General features: G+C 65.4%; 22 protein-coding genes, 1 pseudogene and 1 riboswitch. Of the genes and pseudogenes, 7 read left to right on the forward strand and 16 right to left on the reverse strand.

Going from position 1 to position 24,119, the window contains the following annotated elements:
- Positions 1–6: 6 nt before the first annotated feature.
- From E5673_RS11830 to E5673_RS11860, 8 genes and pseudogenes are all read right to left on the reverse strand, one after another.
- Entirely contained in the window at positions 7–2,232 is a 2,226-nt protein-coding gene (locus tag E5673_RS11830; protein ID WP_136190159.1) for a TonB-dependent siderophore receptor, read from the reverse strand.
- 147 nt (positions 2,233–2,379) lie between these two features.
- Positions 2,380–2,781: a DUF2946 family protein gene (locus tag E5673_RS11835; protein WP_247599366.1), complete on the reverse strand. Its 402-nt coding sequence runs from the start codon at positions 2,779–2,781 to the stop codon at positions 2,380–2,382.
- Positions 2,782–2,869: 88 nt separating this feature from the next.
- The gene (locus tag E5673_RS11840; RefSeq protein ID WP_168711616.1) at positions 2,870–4,312 is read right to left on the reverse strand and encodes a PepSY domain-containing protein; all 1,443 of its coding nucleotides are present in this window, start codon (positions 4,310–4,312) and stop codon (positions 2,870–2,872) included.
- Positions 4,299–6,479 (reverse strand): TonB-dependent receptor, encoded by a 2,181-nt coding sequence (locus E5673_RS11845; RefSeq protein WP_136190161.1) that lies wholly within the window; start codon positions 6,477–6,479, stop codon positions 4,299–4,301. Before E5673_RS11845 ends, E5673_RS11840 begins: the two co-directional genes overlap by 14 nt.
- Before the next feature lie 231 nt (positions 6,480–6,710).
- Positions 6,711–6,944: riboswitch (cobalamin riboswitch) on the reverse strand.
- Between the two features lie 218 nt (positions 6,945–7,162).
- Complete coding sequence (locus tag E5673_RS20045) at positions 7,163–7,315, reverse strand: glycoside hydrolase family 9 protein (protein WP_247599367.1); 153 nt, start codon at positions 7,313–7,315, stop codon at positions 7,163–7,165.
- A gap of 21 nt (positions 7,316–7,336) precedes the next feature.
- The gene (locus E5673_RS20050) at positions 7,337–8,272 is read right to left on the reverse strand and encodes a GDSL-type esterase/lipase family protein (protein WP_348769866.1); all 936 of its coding nucleotides are present in this window, start codon (positions 8,270–8,272) and stop codon (positions 7,337–7,339) included.
- Positions 8,191–8,466, reverse strand: a pseudogene (locus E5673_RS20235) (hypothetical protein); the annotation flags it as partial. The pseudogene E5673_RS20235 and the gene E5673_RS20050, both read right to left, overlap by 82 nt.
- Complete coding sequence (locus E5673_RS11860) at positions 8,466–9,815, reverse strand: mannanase (RefSeq protein WP_210731731.1); 1,350 nt, start codon at positions 9,813–9,815, stop codon at positions 8,466–8,468. The pseudogene E5673_RS20235 and the gene E5673_RS11860, both read right to left, overlap by 1 nt.
- 269 nt (positions 9,816–10,084) lie before the next feature.
- On the opposite strand from E5673_RS11860, the gene poxB reads away from it, so the two are divergent.
- Positions 10,085–11,833, forward strand: coding sequence for a ubiquinone-dependent pyruvate dehydrogenase (poxB, locus tag E5673_RS11865; RefSeq protein WP_136190162.1), 1,749 nt, complete (start codon positions 10,085–10,087; stop codon positions 11,831–11,833).
- 30 nt (positions 11,834–11,863) lie between these two features.
- On the opposite strand, the gene E5673_RS11870 is transcribed toward poxB, so the two are convergent.
- From E5673_RS11870 to paoA, 4 genes are all read right to left on the reverse strand, one after another.
- On the reverse strand, positions 11,864–12,823 hold the full coding sequence (locus tag E5673_RS11870) for a nitronate monooxygenase family protein (protein ID WP_136190163.1): 960 nt from the start codon (positions 12,821–12,823) through the stop codon (positions 11,864–11,866).
- Between the two features lie 91 nt (positions 12,824–12,914).
- Positions 12,915–15,107 (reverse strand): aldehyde oxidoreductase molybdenum-binding subunit PaoC, encoded by a 2,193-nt coding sequence (gene paoC, locus E5673_RS11875; protein ID WP_136190164.1) that lies wholly within the window; start codon positions 15,105–15,107, stop codon positions 12,915–12,917.
- Positions 15,108–15,112: 5 nt separating this feature from the next.
- Positions 15,113–16,063: a xanthine dehydrogenase family protein subunit M gene (locus E5673_RS11880; RefSeq protein WP_136190165.1), complete on the reverse strand. Its 951-nt coding sequence runs from the start codon at positions 16,061–16,063 to the stop codon at positions 15,113–15,115.
- The gene (paoA, locus tag E5673_RS11885; protein WP_136190166.1) at positions 16,060–16,704 is read right to left on the reverse strand and encodes an aldehyde dehydrogenase iron-sulfur subunit PaoA; all 645 of its coding nucleotides are present in this window, start codon (positions 16,702–16,704) and stop codon (positions 16,060–16,062) included. Before paoA ends, E5673_RS11880 begins: the two co-directional genes overlap by 4 nt.
- Before the next feature lie 109 nt (positions 16,705–16,813).
- Between paoA and E5673_RS11890 the strand changes: the two genes are divergently transcribed.
- A complete protein-coding gene (locus E5673_RS11890; protein ID WP_133019783.1) occupies positions 16,814–17,014 on the forward strand; it encodes a hypothetical protein in 201 nt (66 codons plus the stop codon).
- 169 nt (positions 17,015–17,183) lie between these two features.
- Here E5673_RS11890 and E5673_RS11895 read toward each other — a convergent pair whose 3' ends face one another.
- The gene (locus E5673_RS11895; protein WP_136190167.1) at positions 17,184–18,599 is read right to left on the reverse strand and encodes a dihydrolipoyl dehydrogenase; all 1,416 of its coding nucleotides are present in this window, start codon (positions 18,597–18,599) and stop codon (positions 17,184–17,186) included.
- A 102-nt stretch (positions 18,600–18,701) separates the two neighbouring features.
- On the opposite strand from E5673_RS11895, the gene E5673_RS11900 reads away from it, so the two are divergent.
- Positions 18,702–19,328 carry a glutathione S-transferase family protein gene (locus tag E5673_RS11900; RefSeq protein WP_136190168.1) on the forward strand — a complete coding sequence of 209 codons (627 nt, stop codon included), beginning with the start codon at positions 18,702–18,704 and terminating at the stop codon, positions 19,326–19,328.
- 29 nt (positions 19,329–19,357) lie between these two features.
- On the opposite strand, the gene E5673_RS11905 is transcribed toward E5673_RS11900, so the two are convergent.
- From E5673_RS11905 to E5673_RS11915, 3 genes are read right to left on the reverse strand one after another with little or no spacing between them, the layout of a single operon-like run.
- Entirely contained in the window at positions 19,358–19,927 is a 570-nt protein-coding gene (locus E5673_RS11905) for a DUF1190 domain-containing protein (RefSeq protein WP_136190169.1), read from the reverse strand.
- An 11-nt stretch (positions 19,928–19,938) separates the two neighbouring features.
- Entirely contained in the window at positions 19,939–20,352 is a 414-nt protein-coding gene (locus E5673_RS11910; RefSeq protein ID WP_136190170.1) for a DUF350 domain-containing protein, read from the reverse strand.
- 32 nt (positions 20,353–20,384) lie between these two features.
- Positions 20,385–21,026 (reverse strand): DUF2491 family protein, encoded by a 642-nt coding sequence (locus tag E5673_RS11915; protein ID WP_056481639.1) that lies wholly within the window; start codon positions 21,024–21,026, stop codon positions 20,385–20,387.
- 128 nt (positions 21,027–21,154) lie between these two features.
- Between E5673_RS11915 and E5673_RS11920 the strand changes: the two genes are divergently transcribed.
- From E5673_RS11920 to E5673_RS11935, 4 genes are read left to right on the forward strand one after another with little or no spacing between them, the layout of a single operon-like run.
- A complete protein-coding gene (locus E5673_RS11920; RefSeq protein ID WP_136190171.1) occupies positions 21,155–21,589 on the forward strand; it encodes a YjfI family protein in 435 nt (144 codons plus the stop codon).
- A 24-nt stretch (positions 21,590–21,613) separates the two neighbouring features.
- Positions 21,614–22,363: a PspA/IM30 family protein gene (locus E5673_RS11925; protein WP_056049207.1), complete on the forward strand. Its 750-nt coding sequence runs from the start codon at positions 21,614–21,616 to the stop codon at positions 22,361–22,363.
- Positions 22,363–23,532 (forward strand): glutathionylspermidine synthase family protein, encoded by a 1,170-nt coding sequence (locus E5673_RS11930; RefSeq protein WP_136190172.1) that lies wholly within the window; start codon positions 22,363–22,365, stop codon positions 23,530–23,532. Before E5673_RS11925 ends, E5673_RS11930 begins: the two co-directional genes overlap by 1 nt.
- Positions 23,522–24,043, forward strand: a complete 522-nt coding sequence (locus tag E5673_RS11935) for an ankyrin repeat domain-containing protein (RefSeq protein ID WP_136190173.1) — start codon at positions 23,522–23,524, stop codon at positions 24,041–24,043. The genes E5673_RS11930 and E5673_RS11935 overlap by 11 nt, the downstream gene beginning before the upstream one ends.
- Positions 24,044–24,119 lie beyond the last annotated feature (76 nt).

Genomic DNA, 24,119 nt, shown 5'->3' on the forward strand with positions numbered 1-24,119 from the left:
CCCTGCTCAGAAATGCGTGGAAAGCGCGATTTCGACACTGCGTGGCGCGCCGATATAGACGTTGGTCGTCGGGTAGCCCGAATACTCGCCGTAGAACGCGTCGGTCAGGTTGCGGCCGCGGACCGAAACCGAGGCCTGCGGTGCGACCTGATAACTGATCGACGCATCGATTGTCGTATGCCTGCGGACGAAATAGCTGTTGGCGGTGTCGGTGTAGAAGCCGGACACGTGCCGTACGAACCCGCCGAGAGTCACCGGAATTGCCTTGATCGTATAGAGCGCCGAGCCGCTGACGGTGGTCGATGGCGTGTTGATCGGCCGGTTGCCGGCGCGGTCGATGCGGGCGCCGGCGATCAGTTCGCTTAATTGATCATATTGCGCATCGGTGTAGGCAGCGCCCGCCGATAGCGAGAGCGCGTTGGTCACCGCCGCGCCGATGTTGAGCTCGACGCCTTGGGACGATTGCTCGCCGCCTTGAATGGCTTGCTGCGGATTGTTCGGATCGCGCGTGAGGATGTTGGTCTGCTCGATCCGGTATGCGGCGCCGGTCATCGTCACCCGCTTGGCGAACGCGGAGGCCTTGAAACCGACCTCGTACGAGCGGCCCTTCGTCAGCTTGTAGGTCGTGTTGACGATCGACTGGAGCAGGATCGAGGATACCGGCGTGACCGCGGTCGTGTATTGGCCGTACAAGGTGATGCCCGGCGTAAGGTCGTAGGTGGTACCGATACGCCACGAGAACGGATCATAGGTCGGCGTGCCCCGCGTGACCGCGCCGTTCGCGTTGAGGTTGGTGATGACGCGGGTCAGGTCGATGTGATCGTACCGCGCACCGCCGACCAGCAGCCAGCCCGGGGTCAGGTTGAGCGCATCCTCGGCGAACACCGACGCCGTCTTGAGCTTCGAGTCATAAACGACGTTGGTCGTCGAATAGGCGGCATCGCTGGTCGGGAAGACGCCGACGATTGGCGCGAACGGATCGACGTTCGCGATCCGCACAGCCGCATTGCCACCGACCGGGCTTTGCTGGCGCGGGTTGACGAAGTTCGTGTCGTTATATTCGCCGCCCAGGCTGAACCGGTTGCGCAGTCCTGCGATCACGCTGTCGTTGGTGATCACCAGCCGCTCGTTCCAGAACTTGTGGTCGTGGTAGATCCGCTGGACCGACCGCGCGAAGCTGCCATTGGGGAAGGCGGCTGTGGGGGCGGTGAAGTTCTGATCGCCGCTCAGCACGAAGTCGCGCTTGGCGTGATACCAGGTGATGTCGTTCGCTACCGACCAGCCGCCGCCGATCGCATAATCGATCCGCGACCGCAGCGTCGTGTCGCGTGCGCCGGAATAGGCACCGTACGGATTATAGTTGCGACGGCGCAGTGCCTTGTCGAGCACCATGCCGTTCTGGCTACGCAATGCGTCACTCGGATCGCGCGCGACGGCGGCGGAGACGAACGGCAGCCCTTGATAGCTGCTGTCGTATCGGTCCTCGTAATGGTCGACGGCGAAGAGCAGGCTCAGGTCGGCCGACGGCTTGAACAGGATGCTGCCCGTCAGGCCGACCGAGCGCGTCGCATTGTCGTCGACGTCGTACAGGCTGGCGGAATGCATGTAGCTCGCGTCCGCGCGGACTGCGACGGTGTCCGACAGTTTCAGGTTTACGCCGCTGGCTGCGGTCACCGTGTCGAAGCTGCCGACGCTCAGCAATCCATCGAGGTGGTCGCCGTCGAACGTCGGCTTGCGGGTGACCTTGTTGATGACGCCAGCCAGCGCGCCTTCGCCGTAGAGCACCGAGGCTGGCCCCTTGATCACTTCGATCCGGTCGAAATGCCACACATTGGTATCGCGCTGGACCACGGTCGAGGTAGAAATACGGACGCCGTCCTGCAGGATCGAGACGGCGCCGCCCGAAAACCCGCGCAACGTCACGACCGCGGGGTTGCCGGGGACGTTGCCAGCGATCGCGCCGACGACGCTGTTGAAGGCCTCGCGCGCGGTGCGCAGCCCCTGCACCTGCATGTCCGCCTGCGTCAGCGTCTCGACGGTCGCGGGTGTCTCGCGCACCGACAGGCCGAGCCGGCTGCCGGTATCCGATTTGCGATCGAGCTTCAGCTGGTCGCGCTGGCCGGTGACGACGATCTCGGCCTTCTTGTCGATCGCTTCGTCCTTGTCAGACGCGTGGGCGGTCCCCGAGAACGCGACGATCGATGCCGACGCGAAGACTATGGTTTTGAACATGTGAATCCCTGCTGGACCCGTCCGCACATCGAGGTGCGGATCGGATACCGTCATCCCCGCGGACTTGCCGCGCGTGTCGAAACCGGTCCGCCGACGTGGTGGACCAGTCGAAGCATCGTGATCGCGCGCGGTCCGAAGACCGACGGATCACGCGGCGGGGAAGGGCGGGGGGCCTCGTAAGGGTGGCCGAAGATAGGCTCGCGCGGTGATCGGTACCGCGGTTCTCACGCGGAAGACGAGGCCGACGATGAACGCGATTGCGATCGCCAGCAGCACCGGATCGACCGCTGCCAGCGACGGCGCGGTCAGGCCGGAAAAGGCGCAGGGCATTTCCCGCTCCTGATGATCGGACTTGCCCGGATGATGCGCCATGCCCGGCATCGGCATCGCCATCATCGGTGCCATCACTTTCTGCGCGGGCGCGATGCCGCCGCAGATCTCGATCGTCACGCGCCCCCCGGAGACGACCGGCATGAACCCGGCGGGCACCAGGATTTTCATCACCAGCGCGCACGCAAGCACCCAAGCCGCCAGCTGGCGATGGTTCAAGAGAAGGCGACGGAGTGCTGCCACGACGCACGACTACGCGCTCGCGGTGGCGCTGTCACGTGGACGAAACGTCCCGTTAAAGCCTGGATCAGAAGCGTCTCAACCGCTTCCAGCCGAGCCAGATGCCGCTGACCGACGTCACCAAGCCAACCAGCGAGAACAGCCAGATCAGCAGGTCCCACGCCGGCCGGTGCCGCGTCAGTATGGTCAGATCCCATTTGTGCAGCAGGTCGAACGCCCAGCGGTATGTCCGCCTGCGTCGATCGATCCTGGCCAGCACGTCGCCGGTCGCGGGGTCGATATACAGCCACGTCGCGGCGGGATCGTCGAAGCGCAATCGGAGCATCGGCAGGCGAGGGAGACCACCGGAATCGTACCAATATGCGTCGGCCTCGGTCAACCGGTCGATCGCGACCGGCTGCGTGCTAGCGACGAGCACCCGTGCGGCGACAACGATCGCATTTGGCTTTGGTTGGGACGGCACGAGCGTCGCCGCGTCTAGGATCCGACGTCGACCATCCAGATACTCGAGCACCACGAGGGGTGTCGCCGCATAGTCGGTAATCCTCGCGCGGACGGCTCCCGCACCGACATGGCGGAGCCGGTCGAGGGAGACGGCCGGCATCAGGCCAGCGGCAGCGTAGGCACGCACCGCCCGCGCATCCGGTTCCGTACTTCGGAACAGGTGCCAGGGATCGACCGACAACCATCCGCTGAAGATCCACGCGATCAGGAAACCGCCGCCGACCAGCCCCGCGACATGATGCCACAGCATCCACCCGCGATAGGGCGTCATCCGCCCACCCTTGAACCGGCGTGTGCCGATGCGTGCGCGGAGGATACCGATCCAGATGCCCGCGAGTGCCGCGGCGATACACGGCCCCGAAACCCACGTGACAACCTGTCGCCAGGCGGCGTTGTCCTGGCGCAGCACGGTCGGATACAGCCAGTGCGGCACCGATCCCAGCCAATTCCAGAACCGCTCGGTCCGGTCGGTCGACTGGACGATCCCGCCGGTCGAAGACGACACGTAGAGATTGGTGCCGCCCTCGTCCTTAAATGTTGCTTTCCACAGCGGGCGATGTCGGTCGAAACCACCCGACACCGTCCACTGATCCCGCATGATCCGCTCGACATTCAGGACGTGTGCTCGCCCGAAACGGCTTGCGACGCGGACGGCATAAGCTGCGTCAGCCGGAGCCAGATGCCGGCCCTTGCTTGCGGGAATGGTATGCCGCTCGTCGTCCCAGCCCTGGCTTCGCCAGACCGGGACGCCGTCGCGCATCTCGAGCAACTGCTCTTGCGGCATTCGCCCCCCATCGAGCGGTGGCGGCACGGTCACGGCGGACCAGTCGATCGCCTCGGCTCTCGCCAGAGTCTCGGTTGGTGAGAGCGAAGGATAGGGCACGTACAGCATCACGAGGCCCGACCCGAACCACATCGCGAAGAACAGGCAACTGGCAATGCCGACCCATCGGTGCACGAGGTACAGCCACCGGCGCGCGAGCCTGCCGGCGTTAGAAACCGGCACGAAGCGACACGTCCAAGGCGCGTGGCCGCCCCAGCACCCATTGCTGCACGCCGTAGCTGTTGATCGCATAATCCTTGTCGAACAGATTGTAGACATGCACGTCGACCACGACCCGCGGCGTCACCGCGTAGGACAGCGTCGCGTCGACCGTCGCATAGCCCGGAATGCGGAAAACATTGGCGTTGTCGGAGAATCTTCGCCCGACATAGCGAAGTCCGGCGCGCGCCTGGACTGCCGGTGTCGCGGTCCAGCTAAGCCATAGGTTCGCTGTCGTCCCGGGGACGTCGGGTGGCGTGTTGCCCGCAAAACTCCTTTCGCCCGAGACGAAGTCGTCGAACCGCGCCTCCAATACACTACCGTTGGCATCGATCCCGAACCCTGCAGGCAAGTCCAGCGACACCGCGGCCTCGATACCCTTCGCGGATCGCTGCCCGACCTGCTCGATCGGGCTCGTCGGCGTCAGTTGCGACAACAGTCCTTTCTTGACGATGCGATAGGCGGCGATCGTCGCGGTGCCGCGGCCACCCAGGAACACGGCCTTGGCCCCCGCCTCGACCTGATCGCCCGTCGCGTTGCTGAACTGGACCTGCCCGGTGGTGTAGGTCGTCAGCGTCCCCAGCGGATCGACCCCGGTGGCATATTGCGCATAGAACGAGACCGTCGGGACTGGCTGATACACCGTCCCGACCCGCCATGTCGTGTTGCCTAGCCGCTTGTCGAGCGCGAAGCTTTCGGTCGGGACGGCGACAGTCGAGTCGATCGTCCAGCGCCGTATCCGATCGCACTCGTAGCGAATGCCGCCGACGATCGAGACATGCTCGCCAACCTTCAGCCGGTCCTCCGCGAAGATCGCATATTCGTTCGTCCGCGTGCGATACCGCGGCGCGATCCCCTGGGTGTCGACGATCACGCCAGGATCGAACACGAACGGATCGACCACCGAGACTTGCGGGTCGGCGCCGAAATTGTGCGAATAGGTGAGCTTGACGAGGTTCACATCGAACCCCGCGACGACATCGTTGGTCACGCCGTCCGCGATCCGCGTCTTGAGCGTAACGCCACCCTGGTCGCCCCATTGCGTCTGATCGTGAACGATCCCGGTCATGTCGGTGCGATAAATGCCCCCGGGCGTGGCGCGCACGTCATTCGCGCCATTGGGGCAGAAGCCGTCCGCCGCCAGCCAGCAATAGCTTTCGAGGTTGAGCCACTCGCGCTTGGAGGTGAGCCGATAGGCTTGGTTGCTGACGGTGAGCGTCTCGCTCGGCTGCCAATCGATCTGGAGGCTGGTCCGGTTGTCGCGGTAGCGGACATGGCCGTCGCGCGTGTTGTAGTTGCGGTCGCGATTGTCGTGGTCGAGCCGTCCGTCGATCAGCGGCGTGCCGAAATAGCGCATCGGGTTCTGGTTGCCATAATCATCGCGCACCGTGACGACGAGCCGATCGGTCGGTGCCCAGCGCAACGTCCCCGACAGCGCGTAGCTGCGCGACTGCCCGCGATCGACATATCCGTCGGACCGCCTGTAGCTGCCATCGACACGGTAGGAGAGATGCTCGTCGAGCGGTCCACCGGCACCGGCAGCGACGTGGAAACTGTCCTGCGATCCATAGCCGATCTCGCCGTCCACATCGGTGTGCCGTGTATTCGGCTTGCGCATCAGCACGTTGACCGCGCCGCCTAGCGCACCTTGCCCGTACAGGACGGAAGCCGGACCGCTGAGCACGTCGATCCGCTCGACCATCCACGGATCGCTCGGAAAGGTGATCGTGCCGGCCGCAGGAAAGAGGCGGATACCGTCGATCAGTTGCAACACCGAACCCTGACCGCTGAACCCGCGCGCGGCGAGCGCCGTGCCACCATTGCCGAGATTGGCGACGCTGGTGATGCCGGGCGCGCGGCTCGTCGCGTCGTTCACGGACACGTCGCCGCGCGCCCGGATCGTGTTGCCGTCGATCGTCGACAGCGTTGCCGGCGTTTCGAGCGGCGACAGGTTCAGGCGGCTGCCGGTCGAGTTCGGAACCGTAAGGTCGGCCTGATGGCGGCCAGTGACGAGGATATCGTCGGCGTTACCCGCCGAGCGATCCTCCCCAACCTGCGCGCTGGCCAGGGATGGTAGAAAGGTGACGAGCAACGACGCGGCAAACGCGGCGCACGGTGATGGAAACGACATATAAAAGCCCCCGAGGCGTCGGACGAACCGGCAGGGGCCTGTCACCGAGCACGAGGCTCGAACGTGCGCCGGCGAGCGCGCCACGAGCGGATTGCCCGAGCACGTCCAAGCGAACGGGACCAGTCGTGCCCGACGGACGCCATCGCGACCGGCACGCCTGCCCATGCGGTCCCCACCGCACACATCGTCGCTCAGACGGAGTACCGTGCCTCGGCCATCCCCTGGACTAGGCAAGAGCGACCACACGCCGGCAGGTCTCCTGGCTCACGGGTCAACGCCCGATGCACAACCTTCCCAGACCGATCGGTCCAGTGGCTGGTGGCCGGGGACTTTGCCCGACCACGCACGTGCATCACGCTCGCCGCTTACAGTTGCAGGGACAGCCTCGGCATCAGGTGGACGAAGCCACCCTCACCGCGTTCCCTATTAAGCTCCTCGCGGAGCACCGGTGCGATCATGCCGACCCATCCGAGAACGGGCCGACGGGCAAGGTGTAGCGTGACGTTCCGACGCGGGCAATCGACGATCGCGTAACGATCTTGGCGATCCGTCGACCTATCGTCGTCGCGTTGCGTCCAGGAACGCGGCGGGCCAGACGAGCGGGGCGTTCCAGTTGATCGCCACTTCGTTGACGGTGAACGCGCGGTAATCGTCGGTCCACCACGTTTGTGGTGCGCACCCCTTCATCGGGCCGGTGGGGGGGGGGCCGGATAGCGTCCGTCCGCCGCGGCGGCCCAGAAGCGGTGGTGCGGGTGCTGCATCGGACGCGTGCCGATGCCGGTGACGTAGGACCGGTCGAGCGGATTGCGGCCAAGGATGTAGTCGAGGCTCGCCACGACTGCATTGCGGTACGCTGGCTATCGCTGCGCCCACATCTCGGGATGCGCGTCGATATAGCCCGACAGGGCGGTCGTGATCCGCGCATCGTCGGCGGTCGACGGATGCGAATGGCATCCCGTGAACGCGAGCCCCGTGACGGGCACGAACGCGATATTGCGCTGCCCTTCCGCCTTCAAACGCGCGGCGACCTTGCCGACTTCCGCCGCGATCTCGCCCCCGGCCATGTCGGTTGCCCACAGGACGACATGTGCGTCCGGATCGCGGGCGCGGAGGCGTTTGACGAAGTCGACATAACGCAGCTCGTAATCGGCATGGAGCGCCTCGCGCGTCTTCCACGGCTCGCCGGGATGGAGCGGCGTGGTGAAGTCGTTGGTGCCGAGCGCGATCACGAACAGACGCGGGTGCCACGCCGGGTCGACGTAGCGCGTCGCCTTGTCGAACAGCGTGAAGGGATAGGCAACGGGAAGCGTGTCGGCCGCCATGCCATTGTAATTGCGGACGATCCCGCGGCCAGAGATGGTGTTGACCTGATAGTCCGCGCCGTACCGCCTCGCCGCGAGCGCCGGCATGGCTTGCGAGGTATCGGTGGTCGCCCACACCTCCGCTTCGGTGCAGTCGCGCTTGGTCGAGACGTTGCCATAGCCGACGGTGTGGGAATCGCCGATAAACTCGATCTGCCGCGCTCGGGCGGGGGCGGGCAACGGGCGCGTCCCGGACGCCGCGTAAAATCCGCCGAAGACGGTCGGTGCGGCCTGGCTCTCGCTGACGACGTCGACGCGTATTGCGTGGCGCCCGTCGGCGAGGCCGGTGACGCGGTAGAGGCCTGGCTTGGGCTTGAAGAGCGTCGTCGGGGAGGACCGTCCACCGTGATAAGCAGGATGACATCCCCGTCGCCGATCTTCAGCAGGATGCCTGCGCCCCGAAAATTCGTCTCGAAATAGGTGCCCGGCCATTGGCGTCGATAGCCGTCCGGCGTCCGCTCGACCCGGCCGCCGATATGCATCGGAAGCGCGGCACCGGGCTTGCTCGATACCGCGGTGACGGTGATCGGCGTCGCGACCGCCGATGTCGACAGCAGCGCTGCACCGAGCAGGCCCAGAACCGTACGCATACCATGTGCTCCAGTTCGATCCGACACGGCCGGCATCAGAGCGCCGCCATTGCTGCGGCATGCGCCCGGATCACGTTTTGCGTCGAGGCGTCGCTGTCGAACACGCCGTACCAACCCTGCGGCTCGTGCGGCGGGTCACCCATATAGCCGAGGTCGCCGCGCTGGAACCGGTGGTCGGCATGCGGTGTCCGCGCCTCGCCGTTCCACGCCCAGAAGTTCGAGCCCGTGAGTGGTCCGCCGGACCTCGCATTGGCTTCGATCGCCGCATAGATCTGGCGATAGAAGCGATCCTTATAGACCGTCGTGATGGTCGGATCATAGGCGGTCTTCCCGTCGCGCGGATAGCCGAACTCCTCGATCACCAGCGGCTTGCCGAGCGTCGTGGCGAGCCGGATATGCGCGTCGATATAGCCGGCGACCTTGGCCGCGCCCGCGTCATAGGTACCGGCGAGATCACCCGCGTCCATCCAGGTCCAGTTGTTGGGCCAGATATGCGTCGTGAGGTAATCGATCGACGGAGAACGGTGCGCGGCGAGCACGACGTCCTCGCGCTCGATCGAACCCTTGAGCCCCTCCGAACCGGTCGAGACGAGGTGGTTGGGATCGAGCGTCTTGATGTACCGCGCGGTCTCGTCGATCCAGCGGTAGAAAGCAGGCAGGTTGGGTATGGCCACCACGGCGCCACCGGCGGGGCGTGGCTCGTTCGCCAACTGCCACGCCATGATCGTCGGATCCGCGGCGTAGGCGACGCCCGTCACGGTGTTGGTCCGCGAGACGATCGCGCGGATATAGTCGCGGTACATCGCCTGCGCCTGGCCGTTGGCATAGAACGCGGTGTTCCAGTCGGCGAACGCGGGCCACGGATGCGCGGGGTCGTTCATGTTGATGAACTTGCCGCCGTTGACCCACGACAAATAGGTCATCATTCCGCCCGACCATTCCCAGAAGTTGGCCAGGTAGATCACCCCGGTCATGTCGCGCTTCGCCATCTCGGCGAGCGTCCAGTCGAGGCCCTTGAGCAAGTCTTCGTTATAAGTCGCGGTCTTGTCGCGGAAGCCGGGCGTAATAGAGTTCTTCAGCGGCGAGAGTTCCGCCGACCCGAGGATGCGGAGGTTGCGCACGCCGAGCGCCTTCAAGCGGTCGAGTTCACGGCCGAGACGCGCGCGGTTGCCGTATGCGGTCTCCGCGCCGAGCCACGCGCCGTACCAGATGTTGGCGCCAGCATAGCGGTAGAGCTCGCCGCCACGCCGAAAATGGGTTCCGTCGACCGTGACGAACGGCGATGCTGCGGGCAATCCAGCCAGCCGACCGTTGTTCGTGCAGCCAGCGGCCAGAGCAACGCCCCCCAGCAACGCCGCACGTCGACCGATCATCGCCTCGTCCACGCCATCCCCCCTTATACCGCCACCGCGTCGAGCGTCTCCGCCGGACGATTGATCGACCGGTCGGATTGCCCAGCACCAGAGCCCTCGTCTTTAGGTTTGCATGACGCGGCGCGCTACCGGGATTTATCATACTTGAAGTCGAACACGTCGGACGTTCGCGGCTGGGGGATGATGCACCTGCATTCCGTGCATCCCAATCGTACCAGAACGCGTTTGTCCTCTACCGTCTCGCTAGCCGAGTTAGGTCGCCATCACTGCCGGAGTTGCTCATGTCCAAGACCATCATCGCCGACCTGTTTGCCGAGACGCTGCACCTGGCGGGCGTAGAGCGGATCTACGGTGTCGTTGGCGACAGCCTCAACGGCCTGACCGACAGTCTGCGACGGCAGGGCAAGATCGAGTGGATCCATGTTCGCAACGAGGAGGCTGCGGCCTTTGCGGCGGGTGCGGAGGCGCAACTTACCGGTAAGCTGGCGGTATGCGCCGGATCCTGCGGTCCCGGCAACATGCACCTGATCAACGGACTCTACGACTGCAACCGGACGCGCGTGCCCGTGCTGGCGATCGCGGCACAGGTACCGAGCGGCGAGGTCGGCTCGAACTATTTCCAGGAGACGCGCCCGGAAGCGCTGTTCCGCGAATGCAGCGTCTATTGCGAGACGATCTCCGATGCCGACCAGATGCCGCGAACGTTGGAGACGGCGATCCGGGCGGCGGTCGGGCATCGCGGTGTTTCGGTCGTCGCGATGCCGGGCGATGTAGCGCTTCGGTCGACGACGGGCACGCTGGCGCGGTCGAAGGGCGCACTCTTGCCGCCGCCTTCGGTGACGATACCGGCGGAGGCGGACATCGCCGAACTCGCTGCGCTGTTGAACGGTGCGCAGAAGGTGACGATCCTGGCAGGGCGGGGGTGCCGCACCGCGCATTCCGAGCTCGTCACGCTCGCTGGCGTGCTTCAGGCGCCAATCGTCCACGCGCTGGGGGGCAAGGAGTTCGTCGAATACGACAACCCCTATGACGTCGGCATGACCGGGCTGATCGGCTTTGCGAGCGGCTACGACGCGATGATGGCGTGCGACGTGCTGCTGATGCTCGGCACGGATTTCCCGTATCGGCAATTTTATCCGGAGAAGGCGAAGGTCGCACAGATCGACCTGATCCCGGAGAACCTCGGTCGGCGGACGGCGATCGATATCGGGCTGGTCGGCGATGTCTGCGCTACTCTTGCGGCGCTGATCCCGCGCGTGAAGACCGGGCGCGATGGCAGCTTCCTAAAATCAGCGATCGAGAATTACGCCGAGTCCCGCAAGGGGCTGGACGATCTTGCCAACGGGACGCCCGGCAGTGGCGTCATCCATCCGCAGCATGTCGCCCGTGTCCTCAGCGAGCAGGCGGCGGACGATACTGTCTTCGCCTGCGATGTCGGCACGCCGACCGTATGGGCTGCGCGCTACCTGAAGATGAACGGTCGGCGCCGGTTGATCGGATCGTTCAACCACGGATCGATGGCGAACGCGCTGCCGCAGGCGATCGGCGTGCAGGCGGCGTACCCGGAGCGGCAGGTCATGACGTTGTCGGGCGATGGCGGGCTGGCGATGCTTATGGGCGAGTTGCTGACCGTGCGCCAACTTGGTCTGCCGGTGAAGATCATCGTCTTCAACAACGGCACGCTCGGGTTCGTCGAGATGGAGATGAAGGCGGCGGGCCTGGTCGAGACCGGCGTCGCGCTCGACAACCCCGACTTTGCGGCGATGGCGCGGGCGATCGGGATCCACGGCGTGCGCGTTACCGATCCGGGGGATGTCGAGGCCAGCATCCGGGAAGTGCTCGCGCATCCGGGGCCGGCGTTGCTCGACGCCGTCACCGCGCGCACCGAATTGTCGATGCCGCCCAAGATTACGTTGGAGCAGATGAAGGGCTTCACGCTCTATATGGCGAAGGCGATCATCAGCGGGCGCGGCGACGAGGTGGTCGAGCTGGGCAAGACGAATGTCGGCTTGCTCAAACGTCTGTTCTGAGCGAGCTCAGATCGGTCGTTGCCGGGTCCGTCAGAGCGAAAGACGGGCCCGCGCTGCGCGGTATTCGCGTTCGAGACGATCGACGCGATCGGCAACGCTCTCGACCTCGGTGACCGCGCCGATGCCCTGGCCCGAGCCCCAGATGTCCTTCCACGCCTTGGGTTTGGAACCGTTGCCGCCGCCGAAGTCCATCGTCGTGAGGTCGCCCTCGGGCAGGTTGTCCGGGTCCATCCCGGCCGCCTGGATCGACGCGCGCAGGTAATTCCCGTGCACGCCGGTGAAGAGGTTGGAATAGATGATATCTGAGGCTTTGCCGGCGACGATGCCGTCCTTGTACGCCTGGTCCGCGTTCGCCTCGGTGGTCGCGATGAACGGCGAACCGATATAGCCGAAGTCCGCACCCATCGCCTGCGCGGCGAGGACGGCGTCGCCGGTTGCGATCGAGCCCGACAGCGCGAGCGGGCCGTCGAACCATTGGCGGATTTCCTGGATGATCGCGAACGGTGACAGCCGACCCGCATGACCGCCAGCACCGGCCGCGACTGCGATCAAGCCGTCGGCGCCCTTTTCGATCGCTTTCCGCGCGAACCGGTCGTCGATCACGTCGTGGAGCGTGATGCCGCCCCAGCCGTGTACCGCGGTGTTGAGATCCTCGCGCGCGCCGAGCGAGGTGATGACGATCGGCACCTGCCACTTCGCGCACGTCGCGAGGTCGCTTTCGAGCCGGTCGTTGGATTTGTGGACGATCTGGTTGACCGCAAAGGGCGCCGCCGGGCGATCGGGATTGGCGCGGTTATGCGCGCTCAGTTCCTCGGTGATCCGGTGCAGCCACTCGTCGAGCATCGCCTGAGGCCGCGCGTTGAGCGCGGGGAACGAACCTACGATACCCGCCTTGCACTGCGCGATCACCAGATCGGGGCCGGAAATGATGAACAGCGGCGAGCCGATGACGGGCAGGCGCAGGTTTTGTAGAATGGCGGGTACGGTCATGCCAGTTTTCTAGCGCAACCTATTCGCGCGCGCCAGAGCCGGTTTTGCCCTCCACCCCGGCCCTCGATACGGCGGGGTGGAGGGCAGGGTATCAGGCCATCTTGCCGATGACCTTGTCGAGCGTCAGCGGGTATTCGCGGATGCGGACGCCGCATGCGTTGTAGACCGCGTTGGCGATCGCCGCACCGACGCCGCACAGGCCGAGTTCGCCGATGCCCTTGGCCTTCATCGGCGAGGACTTCTCGTCGAGTTCGTCCATGAAGAACACGTCCTGCATCGGAATGTCGGCATGTGCGGGCACATGATATTCGGCGAGGTCGTGGTTGACGAAATAGCCGAACCGCGTGTCGACGATCGCGTCTTCCATCAGCGCGGCACCGACGCCCATCGTCATCGCACCGATCACCTGGCTGCGGGCCGATTTCGGGTTGAGGATACGACCGGCGGCGAACGCGCCGCTCATGCGGCGGACGCGGATCTCGCCGGTTGCCGAGTCGACGCCGACCTCGACGAAATGCGCGCCGAACGTGGCCTGCGCGTACGTCTTGGTGAGGTCGCCGAACTCGATCGAATCCTCCGCCGAGATGCCGGCATCGCCAGCAGCTTCCGACAGCGACACGCTGCGGTTGCCCGACTTCACCTTGCCGTCCTCGAACACGACGTCGGTCGAGTTGAAGCCCAGTTTCTGCGCGACCCGCTCGCGCAGCGCCATGCACGCCGCGTAGACGCCCGCGGTCGAGCTGTTGCCGCCCCACTGGCCGCCGGAGCCCGACGAAGCCGGGAAACTGCTGTCGCCGAGCAGGACGATGACCTTGTCCATCGGCACACCCATCATCTCTGCCGCGGTCTGCGCGATGATCGTGTAGCTGCCGGTGCCGATGTCGGTCATGTCGGTGGCGACGGTGACGACGCCCTTCTTGTCGATCCCGACGCGTGCGCCCGACTTCATCGTGACGTTGTCGCGGAACGCCGACGCCATCCCCATGCCGACCAGCCAGCGGCCGTCGCGAACTTGCCCCGGGACGGGGTTGCGCTTGTTCCAGCCGAAGCGTTCGACGCCGGTCTTCAGACAGCCGACGAGGTCGCGCTGCGAGAATTGGCGCGACGGCTTTTCCGGATCGACCTGCGTATCGTTGATGATCCGCAGCTGGACCGGGTCCATCTTCAGCTTCTCGGCCAGTTCGTCCATCGCGGCTTCGAGCGCGAGCAGGCCGACCGCCTCGCCGGGTGCACGCATCGCGTTGCCTTCGGGGAGATCGAGCACGGCGAGACGCGTCGCGGTCATGCGGTTGGCGCCGGCGTAGAGCAGGCGGGTTGCATTAGGCGCGGTCTCGGGACCACCGCCGGGGAGATCGCCCGACCAGCTCTCATGCGCGATCGCGGTGATCTTGCCGTCCTTCTGCGCACCGATGCGCAGGCGCTGGATCGTCGCCGGGCGGTGCGTGGTGTTGTTCATCACCTGCGGACGCGCAAGCGCGAGCTTCACCGGACGCCCGCCGATCGCACGCGAGCCGAGCGCCGCCATGACCGCATCGCTGCGGACCCACAGCTTCGAGCCAAACCCGCCGCCGACATAAGGCGACATCACGTGGATACTTTCCTTCGGCAGCAGCAGCGTCTCGCTCATGTCGCCGACCGCCCAGTTGATCATCTGGTTAGACGTCCAGAGCGTGAGCTTGCCGTCCTTCCACGCCGCGGTGGTGGAGTGCGGCTCCATCATCATGTGGCTCTGGTCGGGCGTGGTGTAGCGCTCGTCGAGCTTGACCGGCGCCTTGGCGAACGCACCGGCGAAGTCGCCGACGGCGGTGTCGGGCGTGCCGCTCTTGGGCTTGGTCGCCGAGGATTGCGATGCGGCGAGATCGAAGCGTCCGGCCGTCCGCGCGTAGTTGACGCGGAGCAGCTTGGCACCGGCACGGGCCTGCTCGAACGTCTCGGCGACGACGACCGCGACGGCCTGGTCGTAATGCTGGACGTCCGGGCCAGCGAGCATTCGCGCCGTGTGGTTCTTGGCTTTGCCGAGCTTGCCGGCATTCTGGTAGGTGACGACCGCGAGCACACCGGGAGCGGCCTTCGCGTCGGCGTCGTCGATGCTCTCGATCCGGCCTTTGGCGATCGCCGAGCCTACAATGTATCCATAGGCGGCGTTCGGCGCAGCATCGTTGCGCTCATACGCGTAGTGCGCGGTGCCGGTAGTCTTCAGCTTGCCGTCGACGCGATCGAGCGGCTTGCCGAGCACCTTCATCCGGTCGGTCGGATTCGCCGTGGCGGGGGTATCGAACTTCATGGGCGTCAGGCCTTCGCTTCTTCGAACACGGCGCCGATGGTGCGTTCGACCAACGGCAGCTTGAACGCGTTCTGTGATGTGGTGCGGGCGCCGGCGAGGACCGCCGATGCGGTCGCCTTGGCGCCATTCGGCATCTGAGCCTCGGCCGCTTCGACGCGCCACGGCTTGTGAGCAAGACCACCGAAGGCGAGACGCCCGCGGCCACCCGGCTGGATCACGGCAGCGACAGAGATCAGCGCGAACGCGTACGACGCGCGATCACGTACCTTCTGGTAGATGTGCGTTCCGCCGATCGGCTTGGGCAGCCTGACCGCAGTGATCAGTTCACCAGGCGCCAGCGACGTCTCGATGTTCGGTGTGGTACCCGGAAGGCGGTGGAAGTCCGCAATCGGAATCGCGCGCGTCTGGCCCGCGGCGTTCACTGTCTCGACGGTTGCATCGAGCACGCGCATCGCGACGGCCATGTCGCTCGGGTGCGTCGCGATGCACGCGTCGCTCGTGCCCATCACGGCAAGGTTGCGGTTGAACCCGCCGATCGCCGCGCAACCGCTGCCGGGCTGACGCTTGTTGCAGGGCTTAGTGGTGTCGTAGAAATACGGGCACCGTGTCCGCTGGAGCAGGTTGCCCGCAGTCGTCGCCTTGTTGCGGAGCTGGCCCGACGCGCCGGACACAAGCGCGCGGCTGAGCACGCCATAATCCTTCCGCACGCGTGCGTCGGCGGCGAGGTCCGTATTGCGGACGAGCGCACCAACGCGGAGGCCGCCGTCGGAGGTCGGCGTAATCTTGTCGAGGCCGAGGCCGTTGACGTCGATCAGGTGCTGCGGCGTCTCGATCTGCAGCTTCATCAGGTCGAGCAGGTTCGTGCCGCCCGCGATGAACTTCGCGCCTGGCGTGCGGACTGCAGCGCTGGCAGCTTCCTTTGCCGAGGTCGCGCGCTCGTAGGTGAAGGCCTTCATGCGGTGCGCTCCGTACCGGCGACGTCGTGGATCGCGTCGATGATGTTCGCATAGGCACCGCAGCGGCAGATGTTGCCGCTCATCCGCTCGCGCAGTTCGTCGGTGGTCACCGTTGGCTGAGCCGAAATATCGCCAGTCACGTGGCTGGGGATGCCCGCCTTGATCTCGCCGAGCGTCGCGACGGCCGAGCAAATCTGGCCGGGGGTGCAATAGCCGCACTGATAGCCATCATGCTTGACGAACGCGGCCTGCATCGCGTGCAGCTTCTCGGGGGTGCCGAGGCCTTCGATCGTCGTGATCTCTTCGCCTTCGTGCATGACCGCAAGCGTCAGGCAGCTGTTGATGCGCCGACCCTCGACGATGACCGTGCACGCACCGCACTGACCGTGATCGCAGCCCTTCTTGGTGCCGGTAAGCTTCAAATTCTCACGCAGCGCGTCCAGAAGAGTGGTCCGCGTATCCACGGTGATCTTGGTCGTGCGACCATTGACCTTGAGCGTCACGGGCATAGTCGGCGGGGCCGCTTGCGCCGTACCCTGCGTCTGAGCCTGTACGGCGGGCGCCGCAACCAACGTAGCCGACGCAACACCGCCGGCGATCACGCTACGGCGCGACACCGGAAAACCTTCATCCTGATGCATATCAAATCCCTGTATCTGCTAGCGTAACGGGCGAGAGCGGGCAAAGTTGCGCTGCTTCACAATTGGTTCCGTGAATGTTACGTCATAAAATCTGCGATAGGGTATTGAAATGCGGACAATTTCTTCCAGCGTGTCGGTGCGGCTGTATCATCTCGACGACAGCGGCGAGGGCGGGGCGGCAACCACGCTGTTCTATGGTCCACTCGGCGAGGCCCTGACGATCGCAGCGCAGCAGGAAGAGGATGTGCAGGCGGGGCTGTATTTGGCCACGGAGAACGACGTCGTCGCGTATCTCGATCTGGAGGAGTAGCGCCGAGGTAGCGACGGCTGTTTGCATGCGCCGCACTAGATTTCACTACCCCGGCGAAGGCCGGGGCCCAGTTGGGAGGTATGTTTAACGGCGGGCTGCGATCGGTTATTGCCACCTTTCCAACTGGGCCCCGGCCTCCGCCGGGGTGGCACTCTATTAATTGGTTCGGTTACGTCCCCGGCGTGAACCCGTCATCCCGATCCGGCGGGGTAGGCGCATGCACCTCGCTACATATCGAACGAAGCGCACCCTTCATCCCCTCCTCGAACGTTGGATGGTAAATCGGCAGGTCGAGCACTTCGGTCGCGGTCCATCCGCTCTGGATCGCCCACGCGATCAGATGCGCGCTATGCTCGACCGCAGGCCCCGCCATCGTCGCACCGGTCAGGCGCCCGTCGCGGCGATCAGCGTAGAAGCGGACCAACCCGGCATTGCACGCCTCGACCTTCGCGCGGCCCTGATCGTCATACGACGCGGTACCGATGACAGTGTCGGCATCGTCATCCTTGGCGATCTTGCCGATGACCGCGACGTTGGGATGCGTAAAGGTGATCGCGAACGGCACGGTACGCTTGCCCGGCGTCACCTCGGGGTAGCTCGCCGCGTTCCGCCCCGCGATCATGCCCTCCGCCGACGCCTCGTGCAGCACCGCGCGGTCATGGTCGGCGTCGCCCGCAATGAAGATCGGTGCCGTGCCGCACTGCATCGTCTCGAGGTCAAAGTCCGGCATGCCATGCTCATCGAGCACGAGGCCAGTCGTCTCCAGTCCGATACCCTTGATCCGCGGCGGCCGCCCGGTCGCAACGAGCAGATAGTCGAAGCGCTGCTCACTCGATGCGGAACCACTCCAAGCCAGCTTGACGCCATCGCCGTCCGGCTCGACCGTCAGTTCGACACCGAGCAGGATCGGCATCTCGCGCTCCAGAATCGCGTGGTAGGCCTCGGCGACGTGGGGGTCCTTCAACCCGCCGATCGTCTCGCCCGTGTCGAACACCATCGTGTCGACGCCAAGCCGTGCCATTGCTTGCGCCAGTTCGAGGCCCAATGCGCCCGCGCCGATGACGCCGAGCGACTTCGGAAGGTCGTTGAGATCGAAGATGCTTTCGTTGGTCAGCACGCGGTCGCGCACCGCGTCGAACATCTCGGGGATCGCAGGGCTCGATCCGGTCGCGATCACCACCGACTTCGCGTGTACCTCGCGGCCGTCACTCAACGACAGAATCGTCGCACCCGCAAATTTGGCGCGTGCTTCGATTTTCACCTCCTCGGGCAGCTTATCGATCGATTTCTCGACACCCGCGACGAACGCATCACGTTCTTTCCGAACCCGCGCCATCACCGCTACGCCGTCGACCTTGCCCGACGCGTCGACGCCGAACACCGACGCGTGCTCGACCGCGTGCATCGCGTTACCGGCCGCGATCAACAGCTTGGAGGGCATGCATCCCACGCTCGCGCAGGTCGTGCCGCCGAAGCCTTCGTCGATCAGCAGCGTCTTGGCGCCATTGCGTCGGGCGCTGCGCTCGGCGGCGAGGCCGGCGGTTCCGGCACCGATGATTGCCACGTCGCAGGTCAGCTTGGTCATAAGTCTCTCCGTTGCCGGAGAATTCCGGAGCCGCGGTCAACGAAACCTTCGATGCCGCCCAGCCGTTCCGCGCTGCAGCACATTCCTAGTCGAAGGACGCTCATGTTAACGCTCCACCACCTGAACTACTCGCGCTCGATCCGCGTACTCTGGCTGCTCGAAGAGCTCGGCATCGAATACGACCTCGTAAAATACGAGCGTGACGAGAATTTCCGCGCGCCGTCCGCATTGAAAGCGATCCATCCGCTCGGCAAGGCGCCGGTGCTGGTCGACGATGCGCTGACGCTCGCCGAGAGCGCGCCGATCCTGTCGTACATCGACGAGCGTTACGGTGACCGCCGCTTCTCGCCGCCGGTCGACAGCGATGCCGCCGCCGTGCACGACGAGTGGCTGCAATATGTCGAAAGCTCGGCGTCGTTGCCGATCATGATGACGTCGCTCGGCAAGCGGATGGGCGGTCTGCCCGACGGCCTTGCCAAGTTCACCGGACCCGAAGTGACCAAGACGCTCGACTATATCGGCGCGGGGGTTGGCGATGGCCCGTATCTGATGGGCGAGCAGCTGATGCTGGCCGATATCCAGATGTGCTACATCCTGGCGATCGCCGAGAGCGCCGGATTGCTCAAGGAGCACCCCGACGTCGCGGCGTATCTGGATCGCCTGCGCGCCCGCCCGGCGTTCATCGCCGCGACTGAAATCGGTGGCCCGCTGATGCCGGCCCGCCGCTAAACGCGATACGACAGGGGGTAGCGGCCGCGTTACCCCCCGAAGCTGCGACCACCAAAGCCGCCGCCGAAGCCACCGCGCGAGATCACCGAACTGCGCGACTGGACGCGGGCAGGGGCTCTGGCGGTTGTCGGGGTGAAGGCGTCGGAGCCTACGCGGGTGCGGCCGGTCACATAGTCGCGGTTGATCCGGCCACCTGCGCCGCCATAGTAATTGCCGTCGCGGTCGCGGTACATCGGTGCGCCGCGGTTGCCGAAGCCGCCGTTGAGCGCCTGCCCGACGAGGAAGCCGGTGAGCAGCGGGGTGAAGAAACTGCCGCCATTGCCGTTGTTGCGTGGCTCGCATTGCGCGGCGCCATATTGCTCCTCGCACGTCTGGCGGTCCTGAAACCGTGGCGCGGTCTTCGCGGCATCGGCCTTGGCCTGTTCGAACGCGGTGTCGCACTGGACGGCGGACAACGCGCCGGCCGCACGGCATTCAGCCACCGACGCGTAGCTCTGCGCCTCGACGGGCTTGCCGCCGACATCGCCATCGCAGGCGGTCAGCGAGATGCCCGATCCTGCGATCAGGCTGGTGAGGACGATCGATCTGGAACGCTTCATCGCTATGCCTCTCAGTTCGTCATGCAGGCGGCGTTGAGGATGCCGACGCACAGCGAGATACTGCCCATATAGGTCGCCGCCGCGATTTCACCGCGGACGATCCGGTCGTTGAAGTCGCGCATCACGAAATGCTGGACGATCAGGAACGTCACGATCTGGATCACGCCCGCCAGCAACGCCCACACCGCGAACTCGAGCAGCGATACGGTATGCGTCAGCGCGGATGCGAGTGGCAGGACATAGCCGAGCAACGCCGCGCCGAGCGTGATTGCCGCGGCGGTGTTGCCTTCGCGGATGAGCGACTTCTCGTGATACGGCGTCGCGACCTGATAGACGATCTTGAACAGTATTGTGAACGCCCCCGCCGCGACGAACGCGATCAGGAAGGCGAGCGCGCTGGCGCCGAAGCTGTATTGGTCGATCATGCTGGTTCCCCCGAAGCCGTTAGCGGCAGACGCTAGGCGCGGAACTCGCCGAGTTCCAGTGCCACGCCCAGCATGATCTCGAACGAGACGTCGCCGGACTCGGTCTCCATGTCGATCGCCAACAGCAATTCGCGCCCGTCGTCGCCCGGCAGGTCGCGGCTGAACAACATGCAGGTCTGGAAGATGCGGCGGTCGACGATCCCGTCGCGGTCGTCGTGGAGCTCCTCCCAGAACGTCACGGGCTCCTGCTCGCTGGCTTCGGGGCCGAACCATGCGCGGCTGTATTCCGGCAGTCCCTCGGCGGTGAAGGTGCGCGCCTTGAGCCGGCTTTTCCACGCCGGACGCTCGGCGGCCGACGACGGGTAGCTGCTGTCCCACGGTGCGAACAGCGTGACGTCCGTCACGTCCTGCCCGTCGCGGTCGTTCGACACGGCCTGGAACATGATGTCGTCGTCAGTGTAGAACCGGTGGACGAAGCCGCCCTCGTTGAGGTCAATCAGCCCCTGTGCGACGATCACCAGCGTGTCGCGGTCGAACGGAAACAGCAGTTCCGACCCGAACCGCCGCCACGCCAGCGGATCGACCGTCACCGTCCGCCCCAGCGTAACGTTGCGGACGACGGGTAGGGCGTTGCCGTCAAGCGCTGGCTTGCGGCCGAACAGGCGATCGAACATGCAATCCTCGCGTCTCTGTGGTTGGCGTGCCTCTTAGGCCAAAGCGCGGGCCGTCGCAAAGCGCCATTGGCGTGCCCTTCGCCTGCGCCTATGTGTCTGCGCGAGCGACAAGCACGGGAGTTCTTGCATTGACCGACATCTGGACCGTCCGCAGCCTGAAAGCCGCGCTCGACACGTCCGAGCCTGCGAAAGCCGGCGAATTCACCGCACGAATCCTGGAGGGCGCGGACCCGGTGCTGCTGGTGACGATGCACCATCACGGCGAGCTCGAACTGTTCGTCAACGTCAGCGAGGCGCAGATCGCGTGCTCGACGTTACTGTGGCCGTGCGACGAGCAGGAGCATCCGCTCGCGTTCAACACCTTCCTGCTGAAATCGCAGAAGCTGGTGCCGCTGTCGAACTTCGGGATCGGCACGGTCGATGGCCGCGACTATTACGAGCTGTTCGGCGAACTCGCGACGTCGAGCCGGCTCGATACCGTGATCATCGAACTGCGCACGCTTGCCGAGAATGCGATCGATGCGGCCACCGACCTGCGCCACGCGCAGATTCCCGCCGCCTGAATTGATACAAACGGAGAGACTGGCATGGCCATCTGGAGCAAGCTTTTCACCCTCGGTCGCGCCGGCGCGCACGAAGCCGGAGCCGCGGTCGTCGATGCGAACGCGCTGCGCATCCTCGACCAGGAAATCCGCGATGCCGACAAGGCGCAAGGCAAGGCACGCGACGATCTCGCCGGGCTGGTAGCGCGTCGTCGTATCCTCGAAACCGAGGTCGAGAGCTTCCGTGCTCAGGCGACCAAGTACGAGGCGTCTGCGCGGATCGCGGTCGAGAAGGGCAACATGGATCTCGCGCGCCAGGTCGCGCAACGGATCGCCGACCTCGAGCAGGACATCGCGCTGAAGTCCCCGCAGGTCGAGGACATGCGCGCCGCCGAGGAGCAGATCCATACCGCCGTCGCGCAGACCGATCGGAAAATCGAACAGCTCCGCCGCGAGGTCGAGGTCGTCAAGGTCAACGAGTCGGTGCAGAAGGCGCAGGCTTCGGTCGCGTCGGGCAGCATGGGTGCGGGCAACAAGCTCGGCTCGGCGGCGGACAGCCTCGCGCGTATTCGTGAACGCCAGGCGATCCGCGGCGAGCGGATCAAGGCTGCAGGCGAACTGGAAGACCGCCGCACCGGTGCCGATCTCGACGAGAAGCTGCGGCTGGCGGGCATCGGACCGGGACAGTCGTCGGCGGATGACGTGCTCGCGCGCCTGACGGCACCAAAGACGCCGCAGGTCGGCCAGACGCTGCAGATCGAGCAGCGCGACGACTCCAAGACGTCGGACTCCTGATGCGCCGGATCGCGGTCGACCCGCGCGGCGACTGGCGCGAACGGGCCGACGCGATCGGGTTCGTCTATCACGACACGGATGGCGAACCCTATTGGGACGAGGGTGCGGCCTACAGCTTCACGCTGGCGGAGATCGAGGACGACCTCGAACCCGCCGCCGAACAGCTGCACGCGATGTGCCTCGATCTGGTCGACGAGGTGGTCCGCGATCAGCAGCTGATGGAACGTTTGGCTATCCCGCGCGAGCAGTGGAACTACGTCGCGGAGACGTGGCGGACGCGCCAGCCGTCGCTTTATGGGCGGTTCGACTTCGCCTATGACGGGACCGGGCCTGCCAAGCTCTATGAGTATAACGCGGACACGCCGACCTCTGTGTTCGAATGCGCGACGTTCCAGTGGATGTGGCTCGAGGATCTGCTTGCCAGCGGTGCGTTGCCGGCCGGAACGGACCAGTTCAACAGCCTGTTCGACAAGCTGCGCGAACGCTTCCGCGCGTTGTTCCCGAGCGGCGGCTTCGTGCACTTCGCCGCGGACGCGTCGGCGATCGAGGACCGCCAGACGGTGCGGTTCTTCGAGGATCTGGCGTCGCAGGTCGGGATCGAGCCGAAGTTCGTCGAGATGAAGGACATCGGCCTCGCCGCCGACGGCCGCTTCATCGATACCGACGGCTTCGAGGTGCAGGCCGCGTTCAAGCTGTATCCGTGGGAGTTCATGCTTCGCGAGCCCTACGCGCCGAACCTGTCGCGCGCCGACGTGCGCTGGATCGAGCCGGCGTGGAAGTCGATCCTGTCGAACAAGGGCATCCTGCCGCTGCTGTGGGAGCGCCATCCGGAACATCCGAACCTGCTGCCGGCGTTCTTCGACAAAGATCCCGCCGCGAAGATCCTCGGGCCGAAATATGTGCGCAAGCCGCTGTTCTCGCGTGAAGGCGCCAACGTCGAGGTGATCGGCGATAGTGGCCACGCCGTGCTCGACCAGGGCTACGGCGCAGAGGGCGCAATCCGCCAGGCCTATGCACCGCCGCCGGTTTTCGATGGCCGGCATCCGGTGATCGGCGCATGGATGGTCGGCAACGAAGCCGCCGGGATCGGCGTTCGGGAGGACGACACGGTCGTGACGCGCAATCTCGCGCGGTTCGTGCCGCATATCATCGAGGCGAATGGTGACTGACGCGCCAGAGTTGCCGCCACTGCCGCCGATGGAGCGGCTGGTCGAGCTAATGTTCGATGCAGCCCGGACGGGGCGTGACGAGATGATCCCGGCGCTGCTGCAGGCGGGCGTCGATATCGAGGTGACCGACGCCAAGGGCTACACGTCGCTGGTGATCGCCAGCTACAACGGCCAGGCCGAAGCCGCCGCGGCTCTCCTCGCAGCAGGCGCGCAGGTCGACGGCGCAGCAGATGCACGCGGCAACACCGCGCTGATGGGCGTCTGCTTCAAGGGCTATACCGAGATCGCGCAGATCCTGCTCGACGCGGGCGCCGACGTGAACCGGCGCAACGGCGTGGGTCAGACCGCGCTGATGATGGCGGCGCTGGTAAACAAGACGGCGATCATCGACCTGTTAGTGGAGCACGGCGCGGATGCGACGATTGTGGATGCGGCGGGAAACAGCGTGCATTCGCTGGCGGTGTCGCAAGGTAATGCAGCGTTGGCCGAGCGCTTCGCAACGACCAACTAGCCCCCCATTTGTTCACCCGCGAAGGCGGGTGCCCAGACTGGGCACCCGCCTTCGCGGGTGAACAAGCTTACTGCAC

Origin of the sequence: Sphingomonas sp. PAMC26645 (assembly GCF_004795835.1) — a bacterium.
Lineage (GTDB): Bacteria > Pseudomonadota > Alphaproteobacteria > Sphingomonadales > Sphingomonadaceae > Sphingomonas.